This window comes from Streptomyces sp. NPDC051020, from assembly GCF_040683105.1.
Classification (GTDB): Bacteria; Actinomycetota; Actinomycetes; order Streptomycetales; family Streptomycetaceae; genus Streptomyces.
Window position 1 is genome coordinate 26,767 of record NZ_JBFBCG010000043.1, and the last position, 14,143, is coordinate 40,909.

Below are 14,143 nucleotides of genomic sequence, written 5' to 3' on the forward strand. Positions count from 1 at the left end.
CTTTTCTTTGATGCCTTAGCCCAGAGGATTCTGACCTTATTGATGGCCCGGGCTGTCCCGTACTACCAGATGAGGCCGATGATCGCTACGACTGCGGCCGCGCCGATGATGGAGAGCACCGTTTTCGTGCTGACCTCGATCCGTCAGCGTAGGCCGGTGGCTGATCGAGGTCAGTGCCCCCTATGCCATTGGCAGAAGGAGATCACTCAATGTCAGTGGCCTTCAGATTCCCGTCCATTAAGGTCCATACTCTTCTGTGATCTGTTGCCTGCCATCCTTCCTTGGCAACTAGAGGCCCCTTCATCCATGTCAACATGCCGGGTACCCCTTCTTCGAGGAGCGCTCTCCTCGCCGCCTGCTTGCGTTCGATGCGAACGGGATACACCGAGACCCAGAACCCCACGGATCCCGGATGCACGCCGCCTCCGTAAGTCCTTGACTGGGCCGCAGTCCATCTGACATCCATGATCTCGGATGTGTCTCCAGTGGTCGACGGATCGAACGTGAGGTCCACGATCTTGGCCGCCGCAGGTTCGATCGCATCCCGCATTTCACTGTGCGTCACAGGCCACGCATATCCTCGCGGCAGTTTCTTTCGGGCCACTCCAGCTTCCTTACTTGCGATTGAGGTGCTTTTCGATCTGCTTCCACTCGCCCGACCTGCGCTCCTTCGCGGTGGGCAGCCGGCGGTACTGTTCCTTGAATATCCGGTCTACGGCCTTCTTTGTCGTTTCCGTTCCCTCCTTCCCCTTGCCACGTGCCCATGACGGAATGTCGCGCGCAGTCTCTTTGCCGGACTTCTTTGATGCCTTGGACCAGAGGATTCTCACCTTGTTGATGGCCCAGGCTGGTGCAGCCCGTCCCAGACCCAGGGGGCTAGGTTGGGTCAGTCTTCCCTGTAGTGCTGGGAGACCGCTTCCCAATCCTTGGCCCACCAGCCGCAGAGGCGGTAGATCTCTGCGGCCGTGGGGTCTTGGCCCTTCACGGAGCGCAGGTGGTCGAGCAACCCGACCTTGTGTCGCCGAGCGGCGATCACGTATTCGAGTACGTCATCGCCGCTGATGTGATCGTGGTCCGTTGCCCACAGGGCGTACTCGGGCCAGAGCATCCCCGCGTAATCGTGGAACTCTCCGAGATCCTCCTCCGAGTCGTTCCACGCCTCGCTGTAGGCGTCGAAATCGTCGATAGTGGCCCGGCCCTGGAGAACGTCGTCGATGAAGGTCATACCTTAATCTTCCGTCCCTTCACTTTGGGCTTGTAGATCTGGCCGCCCTCGGGGTCCGCGCTGCCGAGGTGGCTTCCCTTGGAGTCATAGACCTCGATGTCGCCGTGGGTGTAGTCCCATTCGTAGTAGCGGCGGGACTTGCCGTTCTTCCCGTTGGTTTTCGTCTTGCCCTTGTACGGCCTCAGCTTCTTCCAGTACGGGGAGTTTCCTGGGGCCGCCTTTTCCGTGTGCCCGTGCCGGTGAACGACCCACTGCGTGCCCTTGTAGACCGCGTACACCGTGATGCCGATGGCCGCGAGCAGTCCAATGATCCAGCCGAGCGGGTTCCACCAGTCGGCAACCGCGAAGAATCCCACCGCCGCCACGGCCGCGAAACGGCCGTCGAGGTCGTAGCAGTTGACCGGGTCGCCGTTGCAGTACTCGTAGGCGTTGGCGCTGCCACCGGGGACGGGGTCGACGGTCAGGAATCGGCCGGTGTCCGCATTGTAGAGGCGCACGCCCATCAGGAGCAGGCCGGACGGAGTGTCGTCCGAGCGCTGCGCGCCGCCGAGCCACGCGTAGCGGGCGGACGCCTGGCCGGCGCGCGGGTGACCGTACTCGTCGTAGTCGAGGACTGTCAGCGCCAGTGTGGTGTCCGCAGGCAGTTGCAGGGCGATGTCGCCGTGGAGGTTGGCGAGCTGAAGGACGGTGCCGCCGGTCTTGGCGGTGATGGCGGTGAGGCTGCCGTCGAGACCGTCGACGTTGCGGGTCAGCGCCCCGGTGACGGTGTCCTCGCTGATCCAGCGGGGTGTGTCGCTGTCGTCGGCGTAGTGGTTGGTCTTGCCGGCGGTGGTGGTCCAGGTGGTGCCGTCGCTGGTCTCTAGGGTCCAGTTCTGGTGGCGGAAGGCGGCGTCGAGGGTCCAGGTCTGGCGGGTGGTGCCGTTGGTCTGGCGGCGGACGAGGTCGTTGGCGTAGTAGTCGATGGTGCCGTGATTGGGGACGGTCAGGGTGCGGCCGAGGTCGTCGTAGGTGTAGCCGGCATCGGTGATGCGGTCGGCGGTGTCGTAGGTGTGGGTGGTGCTGGGTTGTGGTGCGGTGGAGCAGGCGGCGCCGCCGGCTGCGGTGCCGGTGGTCTGGGCGGTTCGGTTGGAGCGTTGGTCGAGGGTGTAGGTGCGGCGGGTGCATTCGGTCTGTGCGGTGTCGTCGGTGCGGGTGAGCCGGCCGACGGCGTCGTACGTGAACTCCTGTGTGGTCCGGCCGGTGTGGCGGGTGACCTGGCTGTGCGCGGAGTAGGTGGCAGTGTCGGAGTAGACGGTAGTGCCGTCGCTGTCGCGGGTGTAGAGGCGTGCGAGGGCGGTGCCCGTGGTGTCGTACTGGGTGCGCGCCGTGTAGCCGCCGGGGAGGGTCTGCTGGGTGGTGCGGCCGTCGGGGTCGTAGGTGGCGGTGAAGGCGCCGGCGACGGAGTCGGTGATGGTGGTGGGCAGGCCGCGGGGTTCAGTGGTGTGGTTGTAGGTGTAGGTGGTGGTGGAGGGGACCCCGTCGGTGATGGTGACGGTTCGGTCGAGGTTGTCGTAGGTGGTGGTCGTGGTGGAGCCGGAGGCGTCGGTGTAGTTGGGGCATGACCCAGATACGCCAGAAACCCGCCACGGGATGATCTTGCAGACCGGAGGACTCGCTACAGGGTGTTGCTCGCGAGGGCGGCGACGCGGTTCTCGTACTCGCGGCGCGCCTTGCGCTGAGCTGGGATCGCTGGGGCGCCCGGGGTGCCGTCGAGGGACTGGCAGCGGATGAGGAGCTGGCGGTGGACCGCGGAGGTGGCGCTGACGCGCAGGGTGTAGCCCTGGCCGCGTCGTACGGCCACCCCTTGGTCGAGCGCGACGCGCTCGGCAGGTTCCAGGTCGGCGGCCCGGAGGAAGTCGGCGACCTTGCCGGGCATGTCGAGGACGACCGACAGCTCCGGGGCCGGGGCGCTTGGGTCGGCGGCCGTGTATTCGGGCAGGAGATCGGCGACGGCCGTGCGGATGGCGCCGCGGCTGACGGCGTGGTCGCGGGCGAGGGCGGCGATGGAGCGGCCCTCCAGGTACGCGGTGCGCACGGCGTCGGTCTTGTCGGCCGGGACGGCCGGGCGGCGCCCGCCCTTGTTGCCCTTGGCCTCGGCGGCCCGCAGTCCGTCGTAGGTGAGCTCGCGCTGGAGGTCGCGCTGGAGTTCGCCGGCGGCGGCGAGGGTCTGCACCATGAACTTCACGGTGGACAGCAGTTCGCCGGTGCGGGGGTGGCGGGCGGTGAGGTCCATGGCGGAGAACGCGCCGTCGTGGATGCGCAGCGCGACCTGGTCGCGGTGGAGGACGTCGAGCACGTCGAGGATGTGCCCGGTGCCGCGTACGAGGCGGAACATCTCGGAGATGTGCACGGTGTCGCCTGGCCGGGCGTAGGCGAGCAGTTCGCCGAACTTCGACCGCTCAAGGGGGTGGAGGCGGCTGGAGGTGCCGGCCTGTTCCTCGAAGACGACCGGGTCTTCGATCCCGGCCTCGGTTAGGACGAGGTTTTGCCGGTCGGTCGACTGCTGGTCCGTCGACACCCGTTTGTAGACCAGGTTGGCCATGCCACTCCCCGCTCTCGGTGGTCGCAGTCGACCCTAGCTGTCAGCAAACCCTGTCATCATCCGCCATCGGATCTGATTGGATCGGCGCCGCCGTCGGGCCCCGGAAAGTCTGGGTTCATTGGACGCCCGGCGCGCCTGTCGTCATTCGTTCGTTTGCCGACACCGGCCTTCAGGGGATGGAACACGCGTCGGGGCCTGCGTCGCCGTTAGGGCACGCGATCTTCGTACGACTGCGGCGGGTTCTGCGGCGCTGTTAGCCTGCGGTCCATGATCAAGGGCGGTTTGGCAGGTCGAATAGGCCGGATGGCGGGGGACAGTGGGCCGGAGCGCGTGCTGGTCGCCGCCAGTTTCGTCAACCGGGTCGGCAATGGTCTGTTCAACGCGGCGTCGGCGCTCTATTTCACCTTGGTCGTGGGCCTGCCTGCGGTGCAGGTCGGCGCCGCGCTCACCATCGCCGGAGTGATCGGCTTGTGCGCGGGGATACCTGGGGGTCATCTCGCTGACCGGCGCGGCGCACGCGTGATCATGATGCTGGCCCTCGCGGTCCAGGCGGTATCGATGGCGGCCCTCGTCCTCGTCGAGAGCTGGGCCGCGCTCACGATCATCGCGACGGTCGACCAGATCGCCGCGGCGGTCGGAGGGGCGGCGTGGGGGGCTCTGGTGGCCCGGGTCGGGGGTGAGCGACCGGCCATGTTCCGGGCGAAGCTGCGCACCTTCGTCAACCTGGGCGTCGTCCTGGGAACGGTGGGTGCCGGGCTGGCGCTGGCCGCGGACACCCGCGGCGCCTATGTCACGCTGATTCTCGGCAACGCGGCGAGCTTCGCCCTGTGCGCGGTGCTTCTGCTTCTGCTGCCCCGCTATCCGGTGCTGGCAGCGCCGCCGCGGCAGCGGCGCTGGCTCGTCTTCGCGGACCGTCCGTTCCTGACGTTCACCGCCCTCTACGGGGCCATGGGACTGCAGTACCCGGTGGTCTCCCTGCTCCTGCCGATCTGGATCTCCGAGCACACCGAAACGCCGCGTTGGACGGTGGCCGCGCTGTTCGCAGTCAATTCCGCCTTCTGCGTACTGATGCAGACCAAGATCGGCTCCCGTATCGAGACCCCGTACGACGGCGGCAGGGCGTTTCGCACTGCGGGGCTGCTCTTCCTCGTCAGCTGTCCGATGATGGCGCTGGCGGCGTACGCCCCTGTCTGGGCGGCAGCAGGACTGGTCCTGGCGGCGATCTTCGTCCATAGCCTGGGAGAGGTCTGGGAGTCCTCGGCGTGCTTCGCCCTGGGTTTCGGTTTTGCCCCCGACCATGCCCAGGGCCAGTACCAAGGTGTCCTCGGCCTCGGCTTCAACGCGGGCCAGGCTCTTGCCCCTGCGATCCTCACCACGGTGGTGCTAGGCCTCGGCACGGCGGGCTGGCTGCTGCTGGCGTTGTTCTTCGCAATGCTGGGTGCTGCTGGCCCATCTCTTGCCCGCTGGGGTATGCGGACCCGGCCGCAGCCGGGCGTTGCTGCGGAAGCGACGAGATGACCAGGGAGTAGGTGCCAGGAGCCTTCCGCGTGGCATGGAACAGTGTGTGTGCATCGCGTGGCCGCTGGAGTAGCGACATGACATGGGTGGTCAGGCCGCCTGACCGTAGCCGTCCGGCGCGGGCGGGGCGTCACCGCGCAGCGGGCTGAAGTCGACGTCCAGATGCGGGTCGTACGCCTCGGGCACGAGGCCGAGCTCATGGGTGGAGTACTCGCCGAAGCGGCGGACGTGCTCGGTCAGGTACGGCGAGATGTGGGCCAGGTCCTCGGGGTCGATGACGTGGCCCTCCTCCTGGAGCTGGCGGACGATCTCGGCGATGTCCAGGGCGTTGTGGAAGATCACCGCGTTCGTGAGCAGCGCGTTGAATTTCGCGGTCTTCTCCTGCTCGACGGGGTCGTTGTCGGTGATGACGCCGCCGTTGCCGAAGCCGATCCACTGGGAGAAGCCGTTGAACGCCTCGACCTTGTTCGTCGCGGCGGTCACCCGCCGGCGCAGCGGGGCGTCCGAGAGGTAGCGCAGCAGCTGGACGGTGCGGATGACGCGGCCGACTTCGCGGAACGCGGTGTAGGTGGCGTTCTTGCGGGAGCCGGCCCGCAGGCGCCGCAGCAGCAGCGTGGAGGAGATGGCGCCCTCGCGCACGGAGACGGCCACCCGCATCAGGTGCCGGAACTGGGACTCGATCAGGTCGAAGTCGATGACGTTGCGGCCGCTCTCCCCGAACAGGGCGTCGATGTGCACGTACTCGGTCCGCTTCGTGGGCCGGTAGAAGGTCAGGTCCTTCCAGTTCCTGATCCTGGGCATCAGGTCGAAGCCCAGCAGGTGGGCGAGCGCGAAGACAGGGAAGCTCTGGCCCTGCGTATCTGCGTGCACGGTGGTCGGCTTCACCTCGGACGTGTTTTTCAGCAGGCCCTCGATGATGTAGACGGCCTCCCACACCCCGCACGGGATGAAGTGGGTGAACAGCGCGATGTAGGTGTCGGAGATGTGGTGGTACGCGATGCCGCCCGGCTTGCCATACCGCACGGACGTCTCGGACAGCAGGTTGTTGAGGTAGGTGTCCATGTGGGTGCCGTCCGCGGCGACCGCGGAGCCGTCGCCCCACGCCTGCGAGATGTCCAGGCGGGCGTGTGCGTTGACCAGGTCGGCGATTGCCTCGTTCAGCGTCGGGATGGAGAAATGCCGGTTCGCGGCCAGCGACAGCTCGTGCCCGCTCACGCCGGGGATGTGCCGGGCAGCCTCGTAGGGGCCCATGTTGGTGCCCTTCACGAAGGTGGTGATCACGTACCGGCCGAAGGGGTCTTTCAGCTTCGGCTCGTTGCCCGAGGCGGGGCCGAAGCGACGCCACCACTCCACCCAGTACGCCGTGCGGGAGATGATCCCGAGCAGGGAGCGCTCCGGCATCCGGGCCTTGATCTCCTGCTCCAGGGCCTTCGCTGAGGCGCGCTGCCCTTCGGCGCGCCCCCGTTCTGGGCGGAACCTTCGACGAACATCCGTTCCGCCTGCGCTCGGCACAGCCCTCGGTCGACCCAGTCCATGCCTACATCTCCCCTGGCGGTGCACTTCCCGGCTCCGCCTGCTGTGCCCACATGCCTATCGGTCAGATATGTATGACATTAGCTCACATGTATGGAGACTCCGTCCCAGCGGGTTCATGGGCGGGCACCAATCAGTGCGAACCTCGAGAGAAGTCTCCCGCCGGAACGCTCAAACCCAGGAAAGGTCGAGCAACAAGAACTTTTTCGGCCATACCAGGTGACGAAAAAACTCGAGCCATCTAGTCTTCAGCTCGGGCGGGAATAGCCACTATTCCGACAGGACCGTTCCGCATTCGGCATGTGATGGGCCGGTCACCGGCCCATCACGCGCGCAGCCACTCGCCGGGTGTTTCAGAGCGCCTGCCGAAGCCCTGAGGGCGAGTTGAGGGACGGCCGCCGCCACGGAGCAGCGGAGCCACGACATACCCTCGCCATGGGTCTGGCGATCCGCCCGCAGGGGTGCTACAGCGTTCGGGCCAGGCGCTGGTCCAGCAGTGAAGGGAGTGGGGGACCATGGAGTCGATCGTCGGGACCGTGGTTGGCCGCGAACGCGAGCAGGAGGTGCTGTCCGACTTCGTAACGGCCTCGGGGGGCCGAGCGCTCGTCCTGCGAGGCGACACGGGTGTAGGCAAGAGCGCCCTGCTGAACCATCTCGCCGACCTCGCCTCGGGCGAGAAGCACAGGGTGATCAGGGCGGCCGGTGTTGAGGCCGAGTCGGAGCTGCCGTTCGCCGGCCTGCACCAGTTCCTGTACCCGCTGCTGTCCTCCATAGACCGGCTGGACGACGTGCACCAAAGGGTTTTCGACGTCGTCTTCGGCAGGGGTGAGAGCACACCTCCCTCGGTCATGACCCTCGGCATCGCCGTCCTCGACCTGCTCTCGCTCGCAGCCTCACAGCAACCCCTGCTGCTGATACTCGACGACGGTCAGTGGCTGGACGCCGCCAGCACCGAGGTGTGCGGGTTCGTGGGGCGCCGGCTCGCCGGCAGTTCGGTGAAGCTCGTCGTCGGGCTGCGCTCCGACGTGCCGTCGGGCTTCGACACGGCCGCGCTGTCCGAACTGCCGGTGACCACGCTGTCGGAGAAAGCCTCCGAACAACTCCTGGACATGCACCACCCCGGGCTTGATCCCCAGATCCGCCGTCTGGTGCTGGACGAGGCCCAGGGCAATCCGTTGGCCCTGCTGGAACTGCCGCCCTACGTGCGCGGCGGCCGGGCGGGACGCAACCCCGAGGAACTGTTCGGGTACACCGGTGTTCCGCTGCCTCTGCGCCTGCAGCACGTGTACGGCGCACGCATCGAGGCTCTCGGCAACGTCGTGCGCGCTGAGTTGCTGCGCGGCGCCCTGGACGGCGTCGGAGCGGGCACGGCAGCCGATCACACACGGGGCACGCGCTATCGCATGGTGGACGCCGACGAGGCCGCAGCCTGCGGCCTGCTGGACATCGGCCCACTGAGCGGCGACTTCGTCTTCCGCCACCCCTTGGTGCGATCGACTGTTGTTCAGATGGCAACCCCCAATGAGCGGCGCACGGCTCATGCTGTTCTCGCCCGCGTGCACTGTGATGACATGGAACGGCGTGCCACGCACCTGGGAGCCGCAACTGTCGACCCTGACGAGGAGGTCGCTGCCGTACTGGAAGCCGCAGCCGACTCTGCCACCCGGCGGGGTGGCGCACTGGCCGCCGTCGCCTGGCTGACCCGTGCCGCGGAGCTGAGCGAGAGCCACGAGGAACGGTCCAGGCGGCTGGGCGGCGCGGCGTACATCGCAGGCCACGCGGGCCTGCTGGACCAGGTCCAGCAGCTGATCGGCTCGGACACCGGGTCCGGCAGCCATCATTCCCCGGCCTCCGTGATCGCGTCCGGCTATGTCGCGCTCTTCGAGGACGGGGACGTACGGTCCTCGCAGCGCCAGGTCTTCGCGGCGATCGAGAGCATGCGCGACGACGGGGTGCGGGAGCCGAACGAAGTGCTCACGCGCCTGATCGACCTGCTGCTGGCCATCAACCAGTACGCCAGCGACGGGGCCGCGTGGGAGCGGACGCACCATGGATGAAGACGACGGGAGTACGGTTCACGGCTAGTTCCTCCGAGCAGGGCGACCACCCGGCACCATCACACGGGCGACGGTCTCAGGGTCGTCCAGGCATGAGCCGGAGGCGACAGTCGAATGACTTAATGTGGGCGACCTGCGGCGGGGCACAGGCTTCGGCTCTGCGCGAAGGCGCCCAGAACTGAGATGACCCAAGGCGGACGACCGTCCGGATACCGGCCGTTCCTCACGACGATCACCGTCACCCCGGGCGCTGTCGGACGGTCAGGTTACTTATGTACGACGATCCCGCGGCGGCGAGAGTAGGTCGAACCAGCATTCGCCACCGGGAAGGATCTACCCTTCATGAGCGCCAACCATCCAGGTGTCCAGGCTCCCCGAACGGCGCCGCACGACCGCCCCGGGCTGATCTTGGACATCGAACGCGTGCTGGACGTCCACGCGCGGCAGGCGATCAGGGCGGAATTCCACTTCACTCCGAAGTCGCCCCTGGTCGTGTGCGTAGAGTTCCTCATTGAAGGCGGCCCGCGTGTCCTGTGGCGTATCGGGCGTGACCTCCTTCAGCAGGGGCTGTACTCGATAAGCGGCCTCGGCGACGTTCAGATGTGGCCGTCGAACCTGGAGGATCGGGCGACCGCGTGGCTTCAGCTGGCCTCGGGTGACATGGCGGCTCTGTTCGAGATGCCCGTGGCTCCACTGGCAGAGTGGCTGGAGTACACCTACGAGCTCGTTCCCGCGGGTCATGAGCTCGCCCGGATCGACTGGGACGTCGCCACCGCGGACCTGCTGCCGGCTCACGGAGCGCAGTCCGACTGACCGCGTGGACCGATCACGCCTTGGGTAGGCGACAGGTTCTCGTCGCGCGACCGTTGGCGCAGTCGGCGGCGAGTGTCCTGCCCTTCAGCCTCGGCGGTGCCTGGCCGCCATCGCGCGGAACACCTTCTTCGGTTCCCAACGGGTCTCGTCGAGCATGCGGACCACGCCGTAGGAGCCGAGGTCCGCGTCTCCCGGCCTGCTGTAACCGGCGAAGGTGAACCAGAGTGCGGTGTCCACCCCTTCCTCCTCGAAAATGTCCAGGAGCTCGGTGAGGTAGCGGACCTGCTCGTCCTCGTCCGGCACCGCGTCGTGCGGCACCTGCCAGGCCGAGCCGCCGCGTTCGCCCGCGCCCCTGTAGGCGCAGGTTCCGTACTCGGTCACCGCGACGGGCTTGCCGTGTGCGAGGTGTCTGCGCAGCTCGGACCGGAAGGTGTCGACGTTGTACGCCGCCCGGTAGGCGTCGATGCCGACAAGGTCGAATGGACGCCAGTCAACGAACTCCCAAGGGGCCGAGGCATAAGTGATGCGGCCGCCGAAGTGGGCGCGCACCGTCTCGGCGGTTCGTGCGAGGAAGGCGTTGAGACGCTTTTGCATGGGCCCGAGGCCGTTCCACCACTCCATGTCGGCATCAGCCATGGCCCGCAGCCGGTCGCCGTAGGTGTCGCCCGGGATGAAGCCGCCGCAAAACGCGCTCATCTCGCAGCCCGCGACGAACACCACTTCGGCGCCGCTCCTTCGTACGGCTTCAGCCAGGCGCGCACAGTCGGCGAAGAACGGCACCAGATGGTCGGCGGGCAGGTCGACGGGGAACGGGGCGAACCACACCTCGAGACCGGCGGCCGCCGCATAGCGGGCGGCGATGCTCAGCCGTTCGGGGTCACGGCCGGAGACTCGTACGGCATCGCAGTGCAGCTCGTCGGATATCACCGCCATGTCATGCTGGACCGTTTCGTGGGTGAAGGTCTTGCGGGAGAGGTCCTGTCCGGGGAGAAACCCGGTGTCGTAGTTGATGCCCCGTGCGCGCACGTCACTGCCCCTTCAGGTGATGCTTCAGGTGGCCGTGCTCCAGCAAGGCGAAGGCGAGCTCGGTGTCCTTGGCCAGGGCACGGACCGCTTCCTGTGGCGATGCACCCCCGGCCAGGAGGTGGAAGAAGGACTCCTGGAGGGTGAGCACAGTCGCAGCGATTTGAGCCGCCATCAGTGCGGCCGCCGCCTTTCCGTACTCCTCCGCCAGTACCTCGGCGAGCGCCCGGCGTTGCTGGTAGAGCAGGGCGTTCGCGGCTCCGCTGAGCGCGGGGCTGTCGAAGATCACGCGCATCTGGGCGAGCACTTCGCCCTGGTCCATCGCTGCCATCTGCCTGGCTGCGAACGTCTCGTAGTGGGCCCGCAGCGCCTGGAGCGGGCAGTGCCCTGTCGGCCGCCGGGCGACGATCTCGGCCAAGTTCTCCTGTCCCACGCCCTGCAGCGCGAGCGACTCCTTGCTGGGGAAGTACGTGAAGAGGGTGGCCTTGGCGACTTCGGCGGCCTCGGCGATTTCACTGACCGTCACGGCATCGAAGCCGCGTTCGGCGAACAGCTGCAATGCCACAGCGGTGATCCGCTGCTTCGTCTGTTCCTTCTTGCGCTCGCGAAGCCCTGCCATGCGGAAACAATAACCAGACTCAGTTCAGAATCAAACCTGGTACGGATATGGGGCGGAAGGCCAGCGGTGGTCAGGCCCTGCTCGCGCAGCGGGGCGAAGTCGACGTCCAGCCGCTCCCGGTCCGACGTCCGCCGCGCCGGGCTGATCAGCCGGTTCGCCATCAGCACCGCAAACAGGTCCAGCGCGTCATCGACCGCTTGCGCCTCCAACTGACGCACTACTGCTGCTCCGCAGAAGTTCGTGGAGGGGTCAGGCCGCCGGACTATCGAGGTAGAGACCGCAGGCGCAGTCCAGGCATTCCTCGGGGCTGCCGACGGGGAGGCCGCTGGGTAGCACGTTGTCTTCGTAGCCGCCTCGGCTGGCGAGGTAGAGAGCGAAGCCCCAGGAGTGCAGCACGCCGGCGAAGCGCAGGCGGCACAGCGGCAGCTGTTCGCCGTTCTTCAACTCGCCGTCCACATAGGCGAATCCGGCCCGGAAGCGGACCTGGACCTGGGCCAGCTGTGGCCAGCGCTGGCTGGCGCGGGCGTTCAGCCTCTGGCGCAGGTGGTGCTGCATGGACTCGGGCGGGTTCTTCGGCACGGCCCCCATCCTGCCGTCCCGGCCGGCCCTTCGCCATGATCACTGCTCGTGACGGAGGGTTCGGGAGGGTGTGTGGCGGTGTCTGTGACGGTGGACGAGGTGACACGCGGTGCGCTGGAGCGGATGGCTTCCTCGGCGAAGGGGCAGGTCCGGCAAGTCCTTCGGGCCAAGATCGTGCTGGCAGCAGCCACCGGGGTGGGCAACGCAGCGATCGCACGCCGGTTGGCTGTGAACGTGAACACGGTACGCAAATGGCGCGGGCGGTTTGCCGCGCTGGGCCTGGACGGTCTCAAGGACGCCGCCCGCTCCGGCCGGCCTCGCCGCTACGACGACCTGGTGCGCGTTGCGGTGGTCGCCGCAGCCACCAGCGCCCCGGTCGGCCCCGCCGCGGCCTGGACCCACGCGTCCATCGCCGCCCAGGTCGCGGGCACCGTGTTCGCACCGATCTCCGCCTCCCACGTCGGCAGGATCCTCGCCGACCTGGACCTCAAGCCGCACAAGGTACGCGGCTGGCTCACCCGCCGCGACACCCCCGACTTCTGGGAGCGCGTCAAGGACATCTGCGAGCTCTACCGCAACCCGCCGACCGGGGCGATCGTGCTGTCTGTCGACGAGAAGACCGCGGTCCAGGCCCGCGAGCGCCGCCACCCCTCCCGACCCGCCCGACCAGGCCGGGCGGCCCGGCACGAGTTCGAGTACCGCCGCCATGGCACCGCCTCGGTCGTCGCCGCGCTCGAAGTCACCACCGGGCAGACCCTGATCGAAACCATCCAGCGGAACAACGCCGTGACCTTCACCGCCTTCCTGGACCGGCTCGACCGGCTCCTGCCACGTGGCAAGGACATCCACGTCGTCCTCGACAACGGCTCCTCGCACACCGCCAGACACACCAAAGCGTGGCTCGCCGCCCACCCGCGCTGGCACGTCCACTGGACCCCGCCCCACGCCTCCTGGCTCAACCAGGTCGAACTCGTCTTCTCCGCGATGACGCGCGCTGTCCTACGGCACGGCGACTTCACCAGCCGGGCCGACCTGATCGAAAAGATGGACACCTGGATGATCCAGCGCAACGAACACGCCCGCCCCTTCCGCTGGACCTACGAGGGCACCCCGCTCAAGGAAGCGGCCTGACCCCTCCACGAACTTCTGCGGAGCAGCACTACCGCCGTCAACGGGGCGGTCCGCCGCGGCTCCGGCGCCCGCTCGATCGTCTGCGCCTTGCTCAGCTGCCCGTACCGGGCCAGCGTGGACAGCCGGTTCACCGGCACCCGGGACAGGTTCACCCGCCCCAGCGCGAACGCCGAGATCTCCTCCTTCTCTGCACCAACGGCTCGGTGATGGTCAAGCCAAATCAGTGCGTGGGTGGATGATCCAGTGATTTGTGTCCAGAACTCGACCGGCGAACTCCAGGCTCTGTTCTTCAACGAACGTGAAGCCGACAGCTCGGCAGATGCCATTGGAAGGCAGGTTGCTGGTTGCGGGGAAGGCGTGGATGAGTCCCCAGCGGCCGTCCTCCTTGGCCATCTCAAGCAGTGCCCGCACGGCTCGCTTGCCGTAGCCCTGGCCTTGGAAGGCGGGCAGGACCATCCAACCGATCTCGGAGATGTGATGGTCGTCGGCTTCGTGGGACCACAGCGAGACAGTTCCGGCGACGGCCGAGGGGTCAGCTGCTTCGGGGATGATCATTTTGGTCCAGGCGGTGTCCTCGGCAGCTCGGCGGACATCGCGCTGCACCTTCTCATCCATGCCTTCTCGCGGCAGGGGACCCCCGAGATCTTTCATCATGTCGGGATCGCATCGCATCCGGATATATGCGTCGACATCGTCAAGGACCACATTGCGCAACAGCATTCTGTGCCTCCTGGTTGGCAGCGATTGTCCAATGTCATCACGCAGCCCGCACCGTTGGGGCCTGCGCTCCCCTCACCCTCCTGTGAGCTGGGACTTCTGATGTGGGACGACGGGAAGCCCGAGCGAGACCGGGCCACTTCGCTGGAAACGGCGGGCCTGCTCGCGCTTGCTGCGCAGGAAGGTGAGGGTGAGATCGAGTCCGTCGATCTCACCCCGCCAGTCCTCGGCGACCGCGCGCTCGCGGCGGGCAAGCAGGTCTTCCTCCAGTTCATCCAGGCGGGGCAGCATCTTCGGGTTGATGCTCAGCATCGGGCAGCGGATGCAGGCTTCTCTGAACTACGCAA

At 67.2% G+C, this 14,143-nt stretch carries 14 protein-coding genes and 1 pseudogene; 4 read left to right on the forward strand and 11 right to left on the reverse strand.

Annotated features, from left to right (window positions below; translation table 11 throughout):
- Nucleotides 1-202 precede the first annotated feature (202 nt).
- The 4 genes from AB0N06_RS23070 to AB0N06_RS23085 form a co-directional block, all read right to left on the reverse strand.
- Nucleotides 203-565, reverse strand: coding sequence for a hypothetical protein (locus AB0N06_RS23070; protein ID WP_366136568.1), 363 nt, complete (start codon nucleotides 563-565; stop codon nucleotides 203-205).
- Between the two features lie 321 nt (nucleotides 566-886).
- Nucleotides 887-1,225, reverse strand: a complete 339-nt coding sequence (locus tag AB0N06_RS23075; protein WP_366136569.1) for a hypothetical protein — start codon at nucleotides 1,223-1,225, stop codon at nucleotides 887-889.
- Complete coding sequence (locus tag AB0N06_RS23080; RefSeq protein WP_366136616.1) at nucleotides 1,222-2,988, reverse strand: RHS repeat-associated core domain-containing protein; 1,767 nt, start codon at nucleotides 2,986-2,988, stop codon at nucleotides 1,222-1,224. Before AB0N06_RS23080 ends, AB0N06_RS23075 begins: the two co-directional genes overlap by 4 nt.
- On the reverse strand, nucleotides 2,880-3,806 hold the full coding sequence (locus AB0N06_RS23085) for a recombinase family protein (protein WP_366136570.1): 927 nt from the start codon (nucleotides 3,804-3,806) through the stop codon (nucleotides 2,880-2,882). The genes AB0N06_RS23080 and AB0N06_RS23085 overlap by 109 nt, the downstream gene beginning before the upstream one ends.
- A 303-nt stretch (nucleotides 3,807-4,109) precedes the next feature.
- Between AB0N06_RS23085 and AB0N06_RS23090 the strand changes: the two genes are divergently transcribed.
- Nucleotides 4,110-5,324, forward strand: coding sequence for an MFS transporter (locus tag AB0N06_RS23090; RefSeq protein WP_366136571.1), 1,215 nt, complete (start codon nucleotides 4,110-4,112; stop codon nucleotides 5,322-5,324).
- Nucleotides 5,325-5,414: 90 nt separating this feature from the next.
- Here AB0N06_RS23090 and AB0N06_RS23095 read toward each other — a convergent pair whose 3' ends face one another.
- Nucleotides 5,415-6,725 (reverse strand): transposase, encoded by a 1,311-nt coding sequence (locus AB0N06_RS23095; RefSeq protein ID WP_366136572.1) that lies wholly within the window; start codon nucleotides 6,723-6,725, stop codon nucleotides 5,415-5,417.
- A gap of 647 nt (nucleotides 6,726-7,372) precedes the next feature.
- Between AB0N06_RS23095 and AB0N06_RS23100 the strand changes: the two are divergent.
- Together AB0N06_RS23100 and AB0N06_RS23105 are read left to right on the forward strand one after the other, a co-directional pair.
- Nucleotides 7,373-8,905, forward strand: a pseudogene (locus tag AB0N06_RS23100) (ATP-binding protein); the annotation flags it as partial.
- A 351-nt stretch (nucleotides 8,906-9,256) separates the two neighbouring features.
- A complete protein-coding gene (locus AB0N06_RS23105) occupies nucleotides 9,257-9,727 on the forward strand; it encodes an SsgA family sporulation/cell division regulator (RefSeq protein ID WP_366136573.1) in 471 nt (156 codons plus the stop codon).
- Between the two features lie 84 nt (nucleotides 9,728-9,811).
- Here the strand turns inward: AB0N06_RS23105 and AB0N06_RS23110 are convergent, their stop codons facing one another.
- From AB0N06_RS23110 to AB0N06_RS23125, 4 genes are read right to left on the reverse strand one after another with little or no spacing between them, the layout of a single operon-like run.
- Entirely contained in the window at nucleotides 9,812-10,753 is a 942-nt protein-coding gene (locus AB0N06_RS23110) for a hypothetical protein (RefSeq protein ID WP_366136574.1), read from the reverse strand.
- 1 nt (nucleotide 10,754) lies between these two features.
- On the reverse strand, nucleotides 10,755-11,369 hold the full coding sequence (locus tag AB0N06_RS23115) for a TetR family transcriptional regulator (protein ID WP_366136575.1): 615 nt from the start codon (nucleotides 11,367-11,369) through the stop codon (nucleotides 10,755-10,757).
- Nucleotides 11,273-11,587 carry a hypothetical protein gene (locus AB0N06_RS23120; RefSeq protein WP_366136577.1) on the reverse strand — a complete coding sequence of 105 codons (315 nt, stop codon included), beginning with the start codon at nucleotides 11,585-11,587 and terminating at the stop codon, nucleotides 11,273-11,275. The genes AB0N06_RS23115 and AB0N06_RS23120 overlap by 97 nt, the downstream gene beginning before the upstream one ends.
- Before the next feature lie 31 nt (nucleotides 11,588-11,618).
- Nucleotides 11,619-11,948: a hypothetical protein gene (locus AB0N06_RS23125; protein WP_366136578.1), complete on the reverse strand. Its 330-nt coding sequence runs from the start codon at nucleotides 11,946-11,948 to the stop codon at nucleotides 11,619-11,621.
- A gap of 78 nt (nucleotides 11,949-12,026) precedes the next feature.
- Between AB0N06_RS23125 and AB0N06_RS23130 the strand changes: the two genes are divergently transcribed.
- Nucleotides 12,027-13,079, forward strand: coding sequence for an IS630 family transposase (locus tag AB0N06_RS23130; protein WP_366136579.1), 1,053 nt, complete (start codon nucleotides 12,027-12,029; stop codon nucleotides 13,077-13,079).
- 210 nt (nucleotides 13,080-13,289) lie between these two features.
- Here the strand turns inward: AB0N06_RS23130 and AB0N06_RS23135 are convergent, their stop codons facing one another.
- Entirely contained in the window at nucleotides 13,290-13,799 is a 510-nt protein-coding gene (locus tag AB0N06_RS23135; RefSeq protein ID WP_366136580.1) for a GNAT family N-acetyltransferase, read from the reverse strand.
- A 72-nt stretch (nucleotides 13,800-13,871) separates the two neighbouring features.
- A complete protein-coding gene (locus AB0N06_RS23140; RefSeq protein ID WP_366136581.1) occupies nucleotides 13,872-14,108 on the reverse strand; it encodes a recombinase in 237 nt (78 codons plus the stop codon).
- Nucleotides 14,109-14,143: the final 35 nt, after the last annotated feature.

Excerpts from the sequence above, each read along its gene's own strand:
- AB0N06_RS23105 (WP_366136573.1), top strand. The coding sequence starts at position 9,257 with ATGAGCGCCAACCATCCAGGTGTCCAGGCTCCCCGAACGGCGCCGCAC.
- AB0N06_RS23140 (WP_366136581.1), bottom strand. The coding sequence starts at position 14,108 with ATGCTGAGCATCAACCCGAAGATGCTGCCCCGCCTGGATGAACTGGAG.
- AB0N06_RS23085 (WP_366136570.1), bottom strand. The coding sequence starts at position 3,806 with ATGGCCAACCTGGTCTACAAACGGGTGTCGACGGACCAGCAGTCGACC.
- AB0N06_RS23090 (WP_366136571.1), top strand. The coding sequence starts at position 4,110 with ATGGCGGGGGACAGTGGGCCGGAGCGCGTGCTGGTCGCCGCCAGTTTC.
- AB0N06_RS23135 (WP_366136580.1), bottom strand. The coding sequence starts at position 13,799 with ATGCTGTTGCGCAATGTGGTCCTTGACGATGTCGACGCATATATCCGG.
- AB0N06_RS23075 (WP_366136569.1), bottom strand. The coding sequence starts at position 1,225 with ATGACCTTCATCGACGACGTTCTCCAGGGCCGGGCCACTATCGACGAT.
- AB0N06_RS23115 (WP_366136575.1), bottom strand. The coding sequence starts at position 11,369 with ATGGCAGGGCTTCGCGAGCGCAAGAAGGAACAGACGAAGCAGCGGATC.
- AB0N06_RS23095 (WP_366136572.1), bottom strand. The coding sequence starts at position 6,725 with ATGCCGGAGCGCTCCCTGCTCGGGATCATCTCCCGCACGGCGTACTGG.